Origin of the sequence: Lysinimonas soli (assembly GCF_042655435.1) — a bacterium.
Lineage (GTDB): Bacteria > Actinomycetota > Actinomycetes > Actinomycetales > Microbacteriaceae > Lysinimonas > Lysinimonas soli.
Genome location: NZ_JBHSMG010000003.1, coordinates 218,734 through 233,136 on the forward strand (window position 1 = coordinate 218,734; position 14,403 = coordinate 233,136).

14 protein-coding genes and 1 tRNA gene are annotated in these 14,403 nt (G+C 68.5%); 6 read left to right on the plus strand and 9 right to left on the minus strand.

Translation table 11 applies throughout. The annotated features are described in order from the left end of the window. Positions 1-178: 178 nt before the first annotated feature. Positions 179-1,312, plus strand: a complete 1,134-nt coding sequence (locus ACFPJ4_RS12820; protein WP_386740838.1) for a hypothetical protein — start codon at positions 179-181, stop codon at positions 1,310-1,312. A 118-nt stretch (positions 1,313-1,430) separates the two neighbouring features. Here ACFPJ4_RS12820 and ACFPJ4_RS12825 read toward each other — a convergent pair. Next, positions 1,431-1,503 (minus strand) — tRNA-Lys (locus tag ACFPJ4_RS12825). Between the two features lie 70 nt (positions 1,504-1,573). Between ACFPJ4_RS12825 and ACFPJ4_RS12830 the strand changes: the two genes are divergently transcribed. After that, positions 1,574-2,203 (plus strand): DNA-directed RNA polymerase subunit beta, encoded by a 630-nt coding sequence (locus ACFPJ4_RS12830; RefSeq protein WP_386740839.1) that lies wholly within the window; start codon positions 1,574-1,576, stop codon positions 2,201-2,203. Between the two features lie 182 nt (positions 2,204-2,385). Here ACFPJ4_RS12830 and ACFPJ4_RS12835 read toward each other — a convergent pair whose 3' ends face one another. From ACFPJ4_RS12835 to ACFPJ4_RS12870, 8 genes are all read right to left on the minus strand, one after another. Further along, positions 2,386-2,775 (minus strand): RidA family protein, encoded by a 390-nt coding sequence (locus ACFPJ4_RS12835; protein WP_386740840.1) that lies wholly within the window; start codon positions 2,773-2,775, stop codon positions 2,386-2,388. A 5-nt stretch (positions 2,776-2,780) separates the two neighbouring features. Then, positions 2,781-3,560 carry a phosphate ABC transporter ATP-binding protein PstB gene (gene pstB, locus ACFPJ4_RS12840; protein WP_386740841.1) on the minus strand — a complete coding sequence of 260 codons (780 nt, stop codon included), beginning with the start codon at positions 3,558-3,560 and terminating at the stop codon, positions 2,781-2,783. Between the two features lie 31 nt (positions 3,561-3,591). After that, positions 3,592-4,692: a phosphate ABC transporter permease PstA gene (gene pstA / locus ACFPJ4_RS12845; RefSeq protein ID WP_386740842.1), complete on the minus strand. Its 1,101-nt coding sequence runs from the start codon at positions 4,690-4,692 to the stop codon at positions 3,592-3,594. Then, a complete protein-coding gene (gene pstC / locus ACFPJ4_RS12850) occupies positions 4,689-5,729 on the minus strand; it encodes a phosphate ABC transporter permease subunit PstC (RefSeq protein ID WP_386740911.1) in 1,041 nt (346 codons plus the stop codon). The genes pstA and pstC overlap by 4 nt, the downstream gene beginning before the upstream one ends. Before the next feature lie 122 nt (positions 5,730-5,851). Next, a complete protein-coding gene (locus ACFPJ4_RS12855) occupies positions 5,852-6,958 on the minus strand; it encodes a phosphate ABC transporter substrate-binding protein PstS (RefSeq protein WP_386740843.1) in 1,107 nt (368 codons plus the stop codon). A gap of 159 nt (positions 6,959-7,117) precedes the next feature. Then, positions 7,118-8,074: an NUDIX hydrolase gene (locus tag ACFPJ4_RS12860; RefSeq protein WP_386740844.1), complete on the minus strand. Its 957-nt coding sequence runs from the start codon at positions 8,072-8,074 to the stop codon at positions 7,118-7,120. Further along, on the minus strand, positions 8,071-10,248 hold the full coding sequence (locus ACFPJ4_RS12865) for an RNA degradosome polyphosphate kinase (RefSeq protein WP_386740845.1): 2,178 nt from the start codon (positions 10,246-10,248) through the stop codon (positions 8,071-8,073). The genes ACFPJ4_RS12860 and ACFPJ4_RS12865 overlap by 4 nt, the downstream gene beginning before the upstream one ends. A 79-nt stretch (positions 10,249-10,327) precedes the next feature. Beyond that, entirely contained in the window at positions 10,328-11,011 is a 684-nt protein-coding gene (locus tag ACFPJ4_RS12870) for a winged helix-turn-helix domain-containing protein (RefSeq protein ID WP_386740846.1), read from the minus strand. A gap of 99 nt (positions 11,012-11,110) precedes the next feature. On the opposite strand from ACFPJ4_RS12870, the gene ACFPJ4_RS12875 reads away from it, so the two are divergent. The 4 genes from ACFPJ4_RS12875 to ACFPJ4_RS12890 all read left to right on the plus strand — a co-directional run bounded on the left by ACFPJ4_RS12875 (position 11,111) and on the right by ACFPJ4_RS12890 (position 14,390). Further along, on the plus strand, positions 11,111-11,362 hold the full coding sequence (locus ACFPJ4_RS12875) for a hypothetical protein (protein WP_386740847.1): 252 nt from the start codon (positions 11,111-11,113) through the stop codon (positions 11,360-11,362). A 187-nt stretch (positions 11,363-11,549) separates the two neighbouring features. After that, positions 11,550-12,185, plus strand: coding sequence for a nitrobindin family protein (locus ACFPJ4_RS12880; protein ID WP_386740848.1), 636 nt, complete (start codon positions 11,550-11,552; stop codon positions 12,183-12,185). Then, positions 12,178-13,260 (plus strand): CAF17-like 4Fe-4S cluster assembly/insertion protein YgfZ, encoded by a 1,083-nt coding sequence (gene ygfZ, locus ACFPJ4_RS12885; RefSeq protein ID WP_386740849.1) that lies wholly within the window; start codon positions 12,178-12,180, stop codon positions 13,258-13,260. Before ACFPJ4_RS12880 ends, ygfZ begins: the two co-directional genes overlap by 8 nt. 14 nt (positions 13,261-13,274) lie before the next feature. Next, positions 13,275-14,390, plus strand: a complete 1,116-nt coding sequence (locus tag ACFPJ4_RS12890) for an FUSC family protein (RefSeq protein WP_386740850.1) — start codon at positions 13,275-13,277, stop codon at positions 14,388-14,390. The last annotated feature ends 13 nt before the right edge of the window (positions 14,391-14,403 follow it).

Sequence of the window (14,403 nt, forward strand, 5' to 3'; positions counted from 1 at the left end):
GATTTGTCATGGAGATGCCTAGCCCGACCCTCTCAGTCGTTCTCGCCGTCGGAATCATTGCGGCCCTGGCCGCAGTGATCTTGTTCGTGACGCAGGGATACCTGCGCGGGCAGAGTACGTCGGTATCGCTGCTGGAACGCTGACACTCGCCCTCATTTGGAGTGGCGTGGTCCCCGCCGTGGCTGACGAAACCAATCCCGAAACGCCCACGGTGGCGCCGAATCCGGGCGACCCCACCACAGAGATCGTTCCGTTTAGCAGTCCGGTTTCGTTCGACGATGCGGTGACCGCGGCAGGCAGCTACGCGGGGACGGTCCTCGGCATCGCCTACGACAATCCGGAAGTCTCCGGCGAGTACTACTTCGCCTCCACACAAACCCCTGCCGAGTTCGAGGCGAAGTTTGACTCCTCCTTCGCGACGACGCCGGCAGCGACCGGGCTGGTGGTCGCAACCACGGTGCCGGTCGGCTCCCAGCCAGCCGGGCTATCGGCGAAGATCGCACCGTCGATCAACACTTTGACCCCTGCGTTTGTGCCGCGGCCCGCGACATTCAGCCCGCGAATTCAGAAGCTGACCACACGACCCACGTCCCAGACGAGCAAGGTGGCGAGCCCCGCCTCGGTGCAGTCCGGCGACTGGCGACCTGCCCAGGCGAACGTTTACTTGACGACCTACAGCGCACCGAACCGGGTGGACATCTCGTCGAGCTACTGGTGGCTCGGCGCCGATGCCCCTTGGCTTCTTCCGTCAGACTGGGGCATTGAGTTCGAGGTCAACATGTACGATCCGAACGGAGATCGGGGCACTCGCACGTCGTGCTTCCTGCCGGACGGAACAGACGTTGACTACGCCTATAAGGCGAGCCTGGCGGCCCAGAACCAGAATTTGAACTGGCAAGTGATCCGTCCGGACGGCGTGACCGCGCCCAAGAGTCTCGGAGCGTACGCGGACTACAACGACCTCTCCGATCCCTGCAACCAAGCCAGTTTCGCGATTGGTCTGCGCTATCCGCAAAACATCCAGGGCTACGGCATCGTATTCACAATCTCCGCGCCAAAAGGCCGGACTGCGACAAGCATCATCAGCGGCGGCACACAGGCCGTCTTGGACGGCCTCTGCAACGTGTGGCCCTACAGCGTGGGTGCGAAGACAGACTGCATGGGAGCCCAAGCGGGCGACTGGCCGTTGGGGTCGGTCCCACATGCAACCGGCACCCTTAGCCAAGCGCGAGGGTGGCGCGGGCCGAAGCTGTGCTGGTTTAGCGACCAGAAGGGTCAGGTCGCCCCGGTGAACCAGACGAATGACTGCTAGGCGAGAGAGCATGGTCGACGCGACGTTCGAGAGAGTTGGGCCTCCCATCCCTCGGGTTGGCTGGGGACTTTGTACCAAGTGGCCGGAAGAATAATGCCCTAACCAGCACTGTCAAGTGTGGGCCCGGTGGGGCTCGAACCCACGACCCGCGGATTAAAAGTCCGATGCTCTGCCAACTGAGCTACAGGCCCGTGGTCCCAGCGTAGCGGCGAGCAGGGTGGGGCGCCGACGCCCGACGCGGCGGATCGTAGGCTGGATCGCATGGCCGACGACTTCCACAAGCCCGCCTTCTTCGGTGGCGGCGAGTTCGAGGCGTTCGCGGGTGGGGAGGATCCGGCCGCCGTCATGCGTGCCGCGCACGAGAGCGCGCGCGTGCTACTCGCCCGGGCGCGCGATGCCGACGATCCGCACGTGGTCGACCGTCTGGTCCATTACACCGACGAGCACGGCATCGATGCGCTCGCCGAGCTGTGGGCGCGGTCGGGACCGCACACCCTGCCGGGTGCCCTCTGGCGCATCTACCTCGTCCGGCTGATGATCCGGCAGGATCCCGGCGGCATCGCCCTGCTGTTCCAGCGCGGAACCGAGGTGCTCAGCACGATCGACGCCGTCGTCGCGGGCGCGCCCACCCCGGCCGGGCCGCAGGAGGTCACCGAGCTCGCCGATCGGATCCTGCGGGGGCTCTTCGAGGGGGACTTCGCGATCGCGCTCGAGCGGGCGGCCGCGTTCTGCCGCGTGGAGGCGGCCGGGGCATCCAGCGTCGCCGACGATCAGGATGCCGCGAGCCCCGAGCGCGCCAGCGAACTGACTACGCGCGCACTCCGCTTGACGACGACGGCGGATGAGCTCGCGGCCTGCGCGCGGATGTCGCGAGCCGGAACCCTCGACTGACTTCGCCGACAGCGGACCTCAGCGGGCCCGAGAATCCGGTCCTGTAAACTCGATTCGCCGGGCCGCAGTAACCCCGGGCTCCAATTTCCGCCGCTTCGAGCGGCCTTCCGCCGAGAGGCGTTCTGCGGCTCGGCACTTCTCAGGGCACGCCGTCCAGACCGAGTCTTCTCGGTCCGCTCCATTCAGGCGGCGGAGCCCTTGAGCGCCGTGACCTCGATCTCGATCTTCATCTCGGGGCTCGCAAGTCCGGCCTCGATCATCATGGCGGCGGGCCGTGCCGAGGCGAAGGCGTCGCGCATCGCGGGCCAGCACTGCTCGAACAGGCCACCGTCGGGCAGCACGTACGTCACGCGCACGACCTCGTCGAGGCGGGAGCCCGCCTGCTCGAGAGCCGCTGCGATATTGGCGAAGGCCTGCCGGGTCTGCTCGCCGATGTCGTCGGAGATCGTCATGGTCGAGTAGTCGAAGCCGGTCGTGCCCGACACGAACACCCAGTCGCCGGCGACGACCGCACGGGAGTAACCCATCTGGGTTTCGAAGGTGGAGCCGGAACTGACGAACTGACGAACCATGCCGATCAACCGAACTTGCCCGAGACGTAGTCCTCGGTCGCCTGCACGTTCGGTCGCGAGAAGATCGTGGTGGTGTCGTCGTACTCGATGAGCTTGCCCGGCTTGCCGGCGCCCGAGATGTTGAAGAACGCCGTCTTGTCGCTCACCCGTGAGGCCTGCTGCATGTTGTGGGTCACGATCACGATCGTGTACTCCTGCTTGAGCTCCTCGATGAGGTCTTCGATCGCGAGGGTCGAGATCGGGTCGAGGGCCGAGCACGGCTCGTCCATGAGCACCACGTCCGGAGCCACCGCGATGGCCCGGGCGATGCACAGACGCTGCTGCTGGCCGCCCGAGAGGCTCGCACCGGGCTTGTCGAGCCGGTCGGCGACCTCGTTCCAGAGATTGGCGCCCTTGAGCGACTTCTCGACCAGGTCGTCGCTGTCGCTCTTCGAGATCTTGCGGTTGTTGAGCTTGACGCCGGCCAGCACGTTCTCGCGGATCGACATCGTGGGGAACGGGTTCGCCCGCTGGAAGACCATGCCGACCTGACGCCGCACCAGAACCGGATCGACGCCGGGCGCATAGAGGTCGTTGCCGTCGATGAAGACCTCGCCCTTCACGTGGGCGCCGGGGATCACCTCGTGCATGCGGTTGAGCGTGCGCAGGAAGGTCGACTTGCCGCAGCCCGAGGGGCCGATGAGCGCGGTGACGGTGCGCGGTTCGATCGTGATGTTGACGCCCTCGACCGCGAGGAAGTCGCTGTAGTAGACGTTGAGATCTTTGACTTCGATGCGCTTGGACACGCTGCTGCCTTTCTGGCGGGCTCTTGGTCGGCTACCGGCCGGTCTTCGGGGCGAAGATCCGGCCGACCAGACGGGCGATGAGATTGAAGATGACGACCAGGATGACGAGCAGCAGCGCCGCACCCCATGCGGAGTTCACCGACGCGGCGATGTCCTGGCCCGGGAACTTGTAGCCCGTGTACGCGAGCACGGGAAGCGTCTGCATGGGCCCGCTGAACGGGTTCGCGTTGAAGTTGTCGGTGAAGCTCGCCGCGATGAAGATGGGCGCGGTCTCGCCGATCACGCGGGCGATCGCGAGCACGACGCCCGTGATGATGCCCGAGATCGCCGTGCGCAGCACGATCTTGGTGATCGTCAGCGACTTCGGCACCCCGAGCGCGTACGAGGCCTCGCGCAGGTCGTTGGGAACGAGTCGCAGCATCTCCTCGACCGAGCGCACGACGATCGGGATCATCAGCACGCAGAGGGCGATCGAGGCGGAGAAGCCGCTGAACGCCTTGGGGCCGACGATGAGCGTGAAGAACGAGAAGGCGAACAGACCCGCGACGATCGAGGGGATGCCGGTCATGACATCCACCAGGAAGGTGATGATGCGCCGCAGCAGCTGTTTCGGCTGTGCGTACTCGACGAGATAGATCGAGGTCAGGATGCCGATCGGCACCGAGATGACCGCGGCGATCCCCGTGATCTCGAGCGTGCCCACGATGGCCTGCAGCGCGCCCGGGGTGGTGGTCACCTTGAGGGTGTTCGGGTCGAAGTGCGAGCCGCCCGGCTGGGTGATGAAGGTCCAACTCAGCTGTCCGATGCCCTTGGCCACGACCGTCCACAGGGTGGAGATGAGGGGGGCGACCGCGAGCAGGAAGGCCACCGTGACGAGGCCGCGGACCACCCGGTCGACGGCCTGGCGCCGGTTCTCGACGATGCTCGAGGCGACGCCGATCGCGATCAGGTAGATGATCGCCGAGACGACGAGCCATCCGGTGATGTTGAATCCCATCAGCAGGAAGGCGACGGCGACGACGACGAGCACGGTGAGCAGCAGCCACAGCTCGAACAACCGGGGCAGCCGCCCGGTGGTCAGGGAGTTGGTGCTCGAGGCGGGCGCGGGGCGCCGGGGCAGGATGGCGGTCACGCGGCAGCCTTCGTGAGAGCGGCGGTCTTCGCGGCGCGACGAGCGGCGCGTGAGGGGCGGCGGGTGGCACCCGGCCCCGTGACCGAGACGATGTAGCGGGCGAGGATGTTGACCCCGAGCGAGACGGCGAACAGCATCAGGCCGGTGCCGATCAGCGCCGAGCGCTGCAGATCGGTCGCGATCGGGAAGTTGAGGGCGATGTTGGCCGCGATGGTCTGGGAGTTCGACCCCTCGGTGAGCAGCTTGACCGAGAACAGGATCGACGGCGAGATGATCAGCGCGATCGCCATCGTCTCGCCGAGGGCGCGGCCCAGGCCGAGCAGGGTCGCGCTGACCATCCCGGAGCGCGCGTAGGGGAACACGGCCATCCGGATCATCTCCCAGCGCGTCGCGCCGAGCGCGAGGGCCGCCTCCTCGTGCAGACGCGGGGTCTGCAGGAAGATCTCGCGCGAGATCGAGGTGATGATCGGCAGGATCATGACCGCGAGCACCACGCCACCGGCCAGGATCGTCGACCCGGTGCTCGAGGCCTGGCCCGAGAACAGCGGGAACCAGTTGAGGTTGTGGTTGAGGAAGTCGGTGATCGGCAGCAGGAAGGGCCGGATCACGATGATGCCCCACAGGCCGAACACGATCGACGGGACGGCGGCCAGCAGGTCGACCAGATAGCCGAGCGCCCCCGCGACACGGCGCGGGGCGTAGTGCGAGATGAAGAGGGCGATGCCGATCGCGATGGGGGCGCCGATGACGAGGGCGATCGCGGATGCCCAGATCGTGCCCCAGAGCAGCGGGCCGACGTAGACCCAGAAGTTGGCGAACCCGGCGGTGGGGCCGTTGTTCAGCTCGGGGTTCGTCGACCAGTTGGCGACGATGGCCGGAATGGACTTGACGATCAAGAAGATCGCGACGCCGGCCAGGATCACCATGATCGAGACGGCCGAGGCGGTGCTCAGGCCGAAGAAGATCTTGTCACCCCTGCGGGTGGTGGTGCCGCGGAGTGCCCGGCCCCCCTTGCGAGGGGCCGGGCCTCCGGCGATTCGATCCGCTCCCGAGGCCGAGGCATTGGATGCCGTGTCGACGATGGTCCTGTCGCTCACTGCGCTCCTGTTCGGGTCGGGCGTCAACTGCGCGGATCGGAGGTGGTTCGGTACTGCCTGAACTACTTGACCATAGCCAAGGTCGCGTTGACCTTGTCGAGGATCGACTTCGGAAGCGCGGCCGATCCGGCGTTGGCCGCGGCGACCTTCTGGCCCGTCGTGCTGGCGATGAAGCCAAGGTAGCCCTTGACCAGCGAGGCCTGCGTGGCGTCCTTGAAGGTCTTGCAGAGGATCGCGTACGAGATCAGCGGGATCGGGTAGATGCCCTTGGCGTTGACCTTGGTGTAGTCGAACTTGAGCGACAGGTCGCCGGCCACGCCGTTGCTGGCGTCGGTCGTGGCATCGGTGAGCGCCTTGGCGACACCGTCGGACGAGAAGGCGACGCCGTCGACCGACGCGGCGGCGAGGGAGCCGATCGCGCTGTGGTCGGCGTAGCCGATGGTCCCGTTACCGGCCTTGACCGCGTTCACGACGCCGGATCCACCCTGCTGCTTCGACACGTTGCCGGCCACGGGCCAGTTCTTGTCGGCCGGGTAAGGCCAGTCGGCCTTCTGCGTACCCGCGAGGTAGTTGGTGAAGTTCGCGGTCGTGCCGGAGCCGTCCGAGCGGGCGACCGTCGTGATCGGGCCGGCCGGAAGAGCGGTGCCGCCGTTGTCCTTGGTGATGGCCGCGTCGCTCCAGTCGGTGATCTTCAGGTTGAAGATCTTGGCGATCGTCGCGCCCGACAGGTTGAGCTTGGTGACGCCCTTCACGTTGAAGATGATGGCGACGCCGTCGAGGTAGATCGGCAGGTTGACCGCGCCGGTGGCACCGCACGGGCTGGTCGCGGCCTGCGTCGTCTGAGCGGCGCTGAGCGGCGAGTCCGATCCGGCGAAGTCGTAAGCGCCGGCGAGGAAGTTGGTCTGGCCACCGCCCGAGCCCTGCGACTTGTCGTAGTTGACGGTGACGCCCGTGGCGAGGGTCTTGAATGCGGTGGTCCACGCCGCCTCGGCGTTGGCCTGTGCGCTCGAGCCACCGGAGGTGATGGTGCCGGAAAGCTTGCTGTAGTCGGCCTGCGTCTCGGTGGGGGTGGGGCTGGCGGACGGGCCGGATGTGGTGGAGCAGCCGGCGAGCGCGAGAGCGCCCACCAGTGCGACGGCAGCGATGCTGCCGGTACGCGTGATCTTCACTGTGTTCCCTTCGGGAATGTGGGGTTTGTCTTGGCGGCCCCGTATCGGGCCAGTGGCGACACTACGAACGACTCGTGACCAGGTTCGGGGCGGATGGTAAACGGAAGGTGAACGAATGCGGAACTCCGGATGCCCCCCCGTTGCCGGCACTGCGTCCGGCTAGGCGGTAGGTCCGTGCACCTCGACCGCGACCAGGCCGGATTCGGGGTGGTCGATCGGGATGTGCAGCACGGCGTACTCGCCGGTGGCGAGTGCGGCGGCGCGCTGCAGCTTGCCGGAATCGGCCGTGCCGGTGGCCTGCATCACCGCGTGGATGATCTGCGGGAGCACGGGCCCATGACTGCAGAGCACCGTCGTGACGCGCTTGCGCAAGCGCTTCGCGATGATCCTGCCGATGGCGGCGCCGCCGGCGTCGTAGGCGTCCTGGCTGATCTCGGCCTTCTCTTTGACCTCGAGGCCGGTGACCCGCGCCGTGGGGGCGATCGTCTGCCGGCAGCGCTCCGCCGTCGACGACAGCAGCTTGGCGGGACGGTAGGCGGCGATGCCGGGGGCGACGCTCAGCGCCTGGTCCACTCCGCGTTGCAGCAGGGGTCGCGTGGCATCCGGCCCGTCCCAGCTCTGCGCGGGAACGGCCTTGCCGTGCCGCAACGCCACGATGGCGAAGGTGCGGGCGCGGCCCTGCGCATGCAACTCGGCGAAGCGCTCGACGATGTCGACGTCGTGCCGGTAGCTGAGTCGCTCGCGGGCCTCGGCCAGCGACATCCAGTGCAGGCTCTCGATCTCGTCGTTGGACACGAAGGTCGAGTTGGCGATGGCGAGCTCGCCGACCTCCGCCGCCCAGTAGTAGACGACCTTGTCGCGGCCGTTGGGAAGCTGGTACTCGACGACGCCCAGCGGCGTGCCGAGGCCGACCACGAGTCCGGTCTCCTCCGCGATCTCGCGCACGGCCGTCTCGGGCAGGGTCTCGCCGGGGTCGACCTTTCCCTTGGGCAGCGAGGTATCGCGGTGCTGCGTGCGGTGCACGAGCAGCACCTCGGCCTCGCCCGACCGGTTGACCCGCCAGCACACGGCGCCGGCGGCGAGAACCGGAGTGCCCGCGACGACCGCCGGACTCACCGCAGCGCCCCGCGCCTGCGGGACGCGATGCGACGCATGACCTCGGTCTGCATGTCGGGCAGCGGAGCGCCGTCGGCGTCGCGGTCGTGCCGCACCCAGACCCCGTCTTCGCCGAGCCACCACGACGAGGTCTGCTCGCTCATCGCCTCGTCGAGCAGGCCTTTCAGTTCGTCGAGGTGCTCCGGTCGCACGATGCGCACGAGCGCCTCGACGCGGCGGTCGAGGTTGCGGTGCATCATGTCGGCGCTGCCGATGTAGACCTGCGGATCGCCGTCGTTGGCGAACCAGAAGATGCGCGAGTGCTCCAGGTAGCGACCAAGGATGCTGCGCACCCGGATGTTGTCGCTGAGATCCTCGACGCCGGGCCGCAGCGAGCAGATGCCCCGCACGACGATGTCGACGTGCACCCCGGCCTTGCTCGCCCGGTACAACGCGTCGATGATCGCCTCATCGACCATCGAGTTGACCTTGATCCGGACGCCACTGGGCTTACCGGCCAGGGCGTTCTCGGTCTCGACCTCGATGCGCTTGAGCAGGCCCTTGCGCAGATGCAGGGGCGCGACCAGCAGGCGCTTGAACTTCTTCTCGATCGCGTAGCCCGAGAGCTCGTTGAACAGGCGCGTCAGGTCCTTGCCGACGACGTCATCCGCCGTGAGCAGGCCCAGGTCTTCGTAGATCCGGCTGGTCTTGGGGTTGTAGTTGCCGGTGCCGATGTGGCTGTAGTGCTTGAGCGTGCCGTTCTTGTCCTGCCGCACGACGAGCGCGAGTTTGCTGTGCGTCTTCAGACCGACCAGCCCGTAGACGACGTGCACGCCCGCCTTCTCGAGCTTGCGGGCCCACCCGATATTGGCCTGCTCGTCGAAGCGCGCCTTGATCTCGACCAGCGCCAGCACGGCCTTGCCGGCCTCGGCGGCGTCGATCAGGGCCTCGACGATCGGGCTGTCACCGCTCGTGCGGTAGAGGGTCTGCTTGATGGCGAGCACGTTCGGATCGGCGGCCGCCTGCTCGAGGAACGCCTGCACGCTCGTCGCGAACGACTCGTACGGGTGGTGCAGCAGGATGTCGCCGCGATCGATCGACGCGAAGATGTCGGGTCGTTCGGTCGGCTCGACGGGCAGCAGGTTCACGCTGGTCGTCGGCACGTTGCGCGGGTACTTGAGCGAGGGCCGGTCGAGCTTGGTGATCTCGAACAGGCCGCCGAGGTCGAGCGGCGACGGGAGCCGGTAGACCTCCTGCTCGGTGATCTGCAGCTCGCTCATGAGCAGGCCGAGCGTGACGTCATCCATGTCGTCGCTGATCTCGAGACGGATCGGCGGACCGAAGCGGCGACGCAGCAGCTCCTTCTCGAGGGCCTGGATGAGGTTCTCGGTCTCGTCCTCCTCGACCTCGACGTCCTCGTTGCGCGTCACGCGGAACTCGTGGTGGGCGACGATCTCCATGCCGGGGAAGAGCTCGCCGAGGTGATTGGCGATGAGGTCTTCGAGGGGGATGTAGCGCAGCAGGCCGCGCGCGTCATCCGGGAGCTGCACGAAGCGCGGCAGGTTCTGCGGCACCTTGAGGCGCGCGAATTCCTCTTTTCCGGTCTTGGGGTTGCGCACCCGGATCGAGAGGTTGAGCGAAAGGCCCGAGATGTAAGGGAACGGATGCGCGGGGTCGACGGCGAGCGGCATCAGCACCGGGAAGATCTGCGCCGAGAAGATCTCGTCGCTGCGCTGCCGGTCCTTCTCGTCGAGGTCGCTCCAGCTCTCGATGTGGATGCCCGCCTCGTCGAGCGCGGGCTTGACGCGGTCGCGGAATGCGCGGGCGTGGCGGTCCTGCAGCTCGTGCGCCTTGGCGCTGATGTCGGCGAGCACATCGAGCGGTGCGCGGCCGACGTTGGTCGGCACGGCCAACCCGGTCGCGATGCGACGCTTGAGGCCCGCAACCCTGACCATGAAGAACTCGTCGAGGTTGCTCGCGAAGATGGCGAGGAAGTTCGCGCGCTCCAGGAGCGGCAGGTGGTCGTCCTCGGCCAGTTCGAGCACGCGCTGATTGAACGAGAGCCAGCTCAGCTCGCGGTCGAGGAACCGGTCGTGGGGCAGGGTTCCGTCGTCGACGAGCACCGGCTCTGCTTCGTCGTCATCGAGCAGATCGGCCGCGATCGTGGCATCGCCGAGGGGGCTGTCGCTCTCCATCGATCCATCATGCCAGGGTGCGGGTTAACGGAAGGTGTCGGGATCCGTGGCCCGGCGGCGCCCGTGCCGGCGCCGAGTGTCAGGTGACCGGCGCCAGCCGCTCCTCGTCGTCGTACACGTTGAAGCGGTAGCCCACGTTGCGCACCGTGCCGATGAGCGACTCGAGGTCGCCGAGCTTGGCGCGCAGCCGCCGCACGTGCACGTCGACCGTGCGGGTGCCGCCGAAGTAGTCGTAGCCCCAGACCTCGCTGAGCAGCTGCTCTCGGGTGAACACCCGGCTCGGGTGGGTGGCGAGGAAGCGCAGCAGCTCGAACTCCTTGAAGGTGAGGTCGAGCGGGCGACCGTGCACCTTCGCCGAATAGCTGGCCTCGTCGATGACGACGCCGGAGGCCTGGATCTTGGAGGCCGACTTCTCTTGGGCCAGGCGGCCGATCACGAGGCGGATGCGGGCATCCACCTCGGCGGGTCCAGCGGTCTCGAGCAGCACGTCGTCGACACCCCAGTCGGCCGACACGGCCGTGAGGCCGCCCTCGGTCAGCACGAGCACCAGGGGAACCGTCACGCCGGTGGTGTTGAGGATCTTGCACAATGACTTCGCGCTGGCCAGATCCTGCCGGGCATCGACGAAGATGAGGTCGGCGGCGGGGGCGTTGATCAGCGACGCCGGTTCGGCCGGGATCGTGCGCACCCGATGACTCAGCAGACCGAGCGCGGGCAGAACGTCGCCGTCGACTGCCGAGGTCAGGATCAACAGCTGCGCCACGCGAGTCCTCCAAAACGCCTACCGCACAGTGTAACGACGGAATCCACACCCCCTTTCTCCCGACCGGCGGGCGGGTGCGTGCGGGATACCATGGGCCTCATGGCCTGGCAGGTGCGCAGCGTGATCCCCGTCTGGGTGGTCGCGCTGGCGGGCGCCGTCGCCGTGGGGCTGTTCGCGGCCTCCGCCTCGCTGAGCTGGCTGCCCGTCGTGCTCGCCGTCTCGGTGTTGCTCGCCGCTGCGATCCAGCTGGCGCTGCAGCGCAAAGAGGGCTTCGTCACCCGGATGATGGCGAGCGTCGGGGGTGCCCTGGTGATCCTCGCGGTCGCCACCGGCATCCTCGCCCTGGTGTGAGATTCCGCGCCGTCGAGGCCCCCGCCGAGGCGCGGGCCGGTCGATAGACTGATGGCATGATCCTCGCGCTCGAAGTCTTCTTCATCGGCCTGCTGGTGCTGGCCGGCCTCGCGATCGCCTTCGTGTCCGTCACGGTGCTGTACAACCTGTTCCGCGGCCAGTCCTGACGCCTCACGTTCGCACGCCCATGTTCGAACTCGACACCACGCTGCCGGCCGAGATCGTGCCGCTGTCGTGGCTGCTCGGAATCTGGGAGGGCAGCGGGATCGTCGCGTACAAGGTCGGCGACGAGACCCGCGAGTACGAGTTCGGCCAGCGTGTCGCCTTCACCCAGGACGGCACGCCGCACGTGCAGTACTCCTCGTCGACGTGGCTGTTCGCCGACCCCGAGGGGGACGCGGCCCCGGATGACGCGCTCGCCCCGGTGCCGACGCCGCTGTTCTCCGAGATCGGGTACTGGCGGCTGGCCCGTCCGCTGGGCGACGCCGACGCCGGGCCGGGGATGCTGCCGGGCCTCGGCGAGCCGGTGTTCACGACGGCCGACGAGGTGGAGTCGCTGCGCACCGCCGACGGCGCCTTCGAGCTCGAGGTGTCGATCATCCATCCGGGTGGGGTCAGCGAGCTCTACCTCGGCGAGGTGAAGGGCCCCCGCATCGACCTGGCGACGGACGCCGTGGTGCGCACCGCGAGCGCCAAGGAGTACGCAGCGGCGACCCGGCTCTACGGGCTCGTCGACGACCACCTGCTCTGGGCCTGGGACATCGCCGCCCTCGGCCAGGAACTGCGCACGCACGCCTCGGGACGGCTGGCCCGCATTGAGTGACTTCGTCGATCCGTTCACGCTGCGGGAGGGTGCCGTCGGCACCCCGCCGCGGCACTACGGCAATCCGCTCGGCGAACAGCGCGAGCTGGCGGCGGGGCGGGCCATCGTCGACCTGTCGGATCGCGACATCCTCTCGGTCACCGGCCCCGATCGGCTGAGCTGGCTCGACTCGCTCACCTCGCAGCGGCTGGCCGGCCTCGCGCCGGGCCACTCGGCCGAGACCCTGCTGCTCGACCCGAGCGGCCGGGTCGAGTACGCCGCGCGCGTGCTCGACGACGGCGAGACCACCTGGCTTCTGCTGGATGCCGGCACCGGTGCCGGGTTCCTCGCCTTCCTGTCCCGGATGCGTTTCACGCTGCGCGTCGAGGTGCTCGACCGCTCGCAGGAGTTCGCCACCATCGGCACGCTCGGCGAGGCCCCGGCGGCGACCGCGGTGCGCAACGGCATCCCCCTGGTGTGGCACGACCCGTGGCGTGAGATCGTGGCCGGCGGATTCCAGTACTCGGCGGTCCCGGTGCATCCGGGGGAGGATTGGAACTACTCGGAGGCGCTGGTCGAGAGGTCGCGCCTCGACGAGCTGGGCGTCCTGCCCGCCGCGGGGACGCTCGCCCTGGAGGCGCTGCGCATCGCGGCCTGGCGCCCGCGCGCCGCGACCGAGGTCGATGCCACGACGATCCCGCACGAGCTCGACTGGCTGCGCTCCGCGGTGCACCTGAGCAAGGGCTGCTATCGCGGGCAGGAGACGGTGGCCAAGGTGCACAATCTCGGGCACCCGCCGCGCCGTCTCGTGCTGCTGCACCTCGACGGCTCGGAGGGCGTGCTGCCCGCCGCCGACGACGAGGTGCTGCTCGCGGATGCCGTGGTGGGCCGGGTCACGGCGACCGCCCTGCATCACGAGCTCGGTCCGATCGCGCTCGCCGTCGTGAAGCGCTCGGCCGACCCGCAGGCGGCGCTCGCCGTCCGGAGCGCCGAGGGCGCCGTGCTGGCCGCGGCCCAGCAGGTGATCGTGCCGCCAGATGCCGGGGCCGAGGCGAACGTCCCGCGTATCCCGCGGGTCGGCTCGACCCGGCGCTGAGCAGAGCACCCCTGATGACCGAGGGCTCGACAGCCGCGCAGCTGCGTCGGCTGGAGCGTCGAGTGCGGCGGCAGCTGGACGTCCGCATGGCCGGACAGCGCGTCTGGCATTCCCTCCCGGCGATCGTGCAGATCCTGGTCGCCGTCGCGGCCGCGTACTCGATCGCGCACTGGGGGATCGGGCACACCGTGCCGATCCTCGCCATCACCGTCACGATCAACACGCTGGGCTTCTCGCGGGACGCCCGGCCGCGTCGGGTCGCCGAGTCGCTGCTGGGCATCCTGCTGGGGGTCGCACTGAGCGACGGCCTGTCGATCGTCTTCGGCAAGGGACTGTGGCAGCTGCTGGTCGTGCTGCTCGTGGTCTTCGTCGTCGGGCGCGCGGTCTCGTCGAACGTGGCCTTCGCCGTCGCGGCCGCCGTGCCGTCGGCGCTCGTGGTCCTGTTGCCGACGCCCGTCGGCGGGCCGTTCGGTCGCACCCTCGACGCCGCGATCGGCGGCACCGTCGCGCTGCTGGCGACGGCTCTCATCCCGCGCGATCCGCGGCGGGCGGAGCTGCGCGACGGACGCACCCTGTTCTCGATCCTGCACGAGTCGATGGGGTCGATCGTCGAGAGCCTGGCCGATGCGGACGAGGCCGCGGGCGACCTGGCCCTGACCCGCCTGCGCCGCACCCAGCCCCTCGTCGACGACTGGACGAAGTCGCTCGACACCGCGCTCGCGGTCGCTCGCATCTCGCCGTTCCTGCGCCACCAGCTGCCCGAGCTGCGCCGGCACGTGCTCGCCCTCACCGCCGGCGACCTCGCGTCGCGTCACCTGCGCACTCTGGCTCGTCGCGTCGAATACCTGGTGCGAGACGGCCGGCCGCGACCGGCACTCGCCGGCGTGGTCGGCGAGATCGCCACCGCGGTCGGGCTGCTCGGGCAGGAACTCGACGACCTGCAGGTCGCCGGGCAGGCGCGGTCGCTGCTCGCCGACCTCACGCGCCGGCTCGACCCCGCGGTGGTGGTCCCGGATGCCGCGATCACCGACGCCGCGATCGTGCTGATGCTGCGCCCCCTCGTCATCGACCTGCTGATCGGCACGGGCATGGACCCGGCCGCGGCGCGGGCGCTGCTGCCTCCGGTCTGAGCGCTGGTCTGCG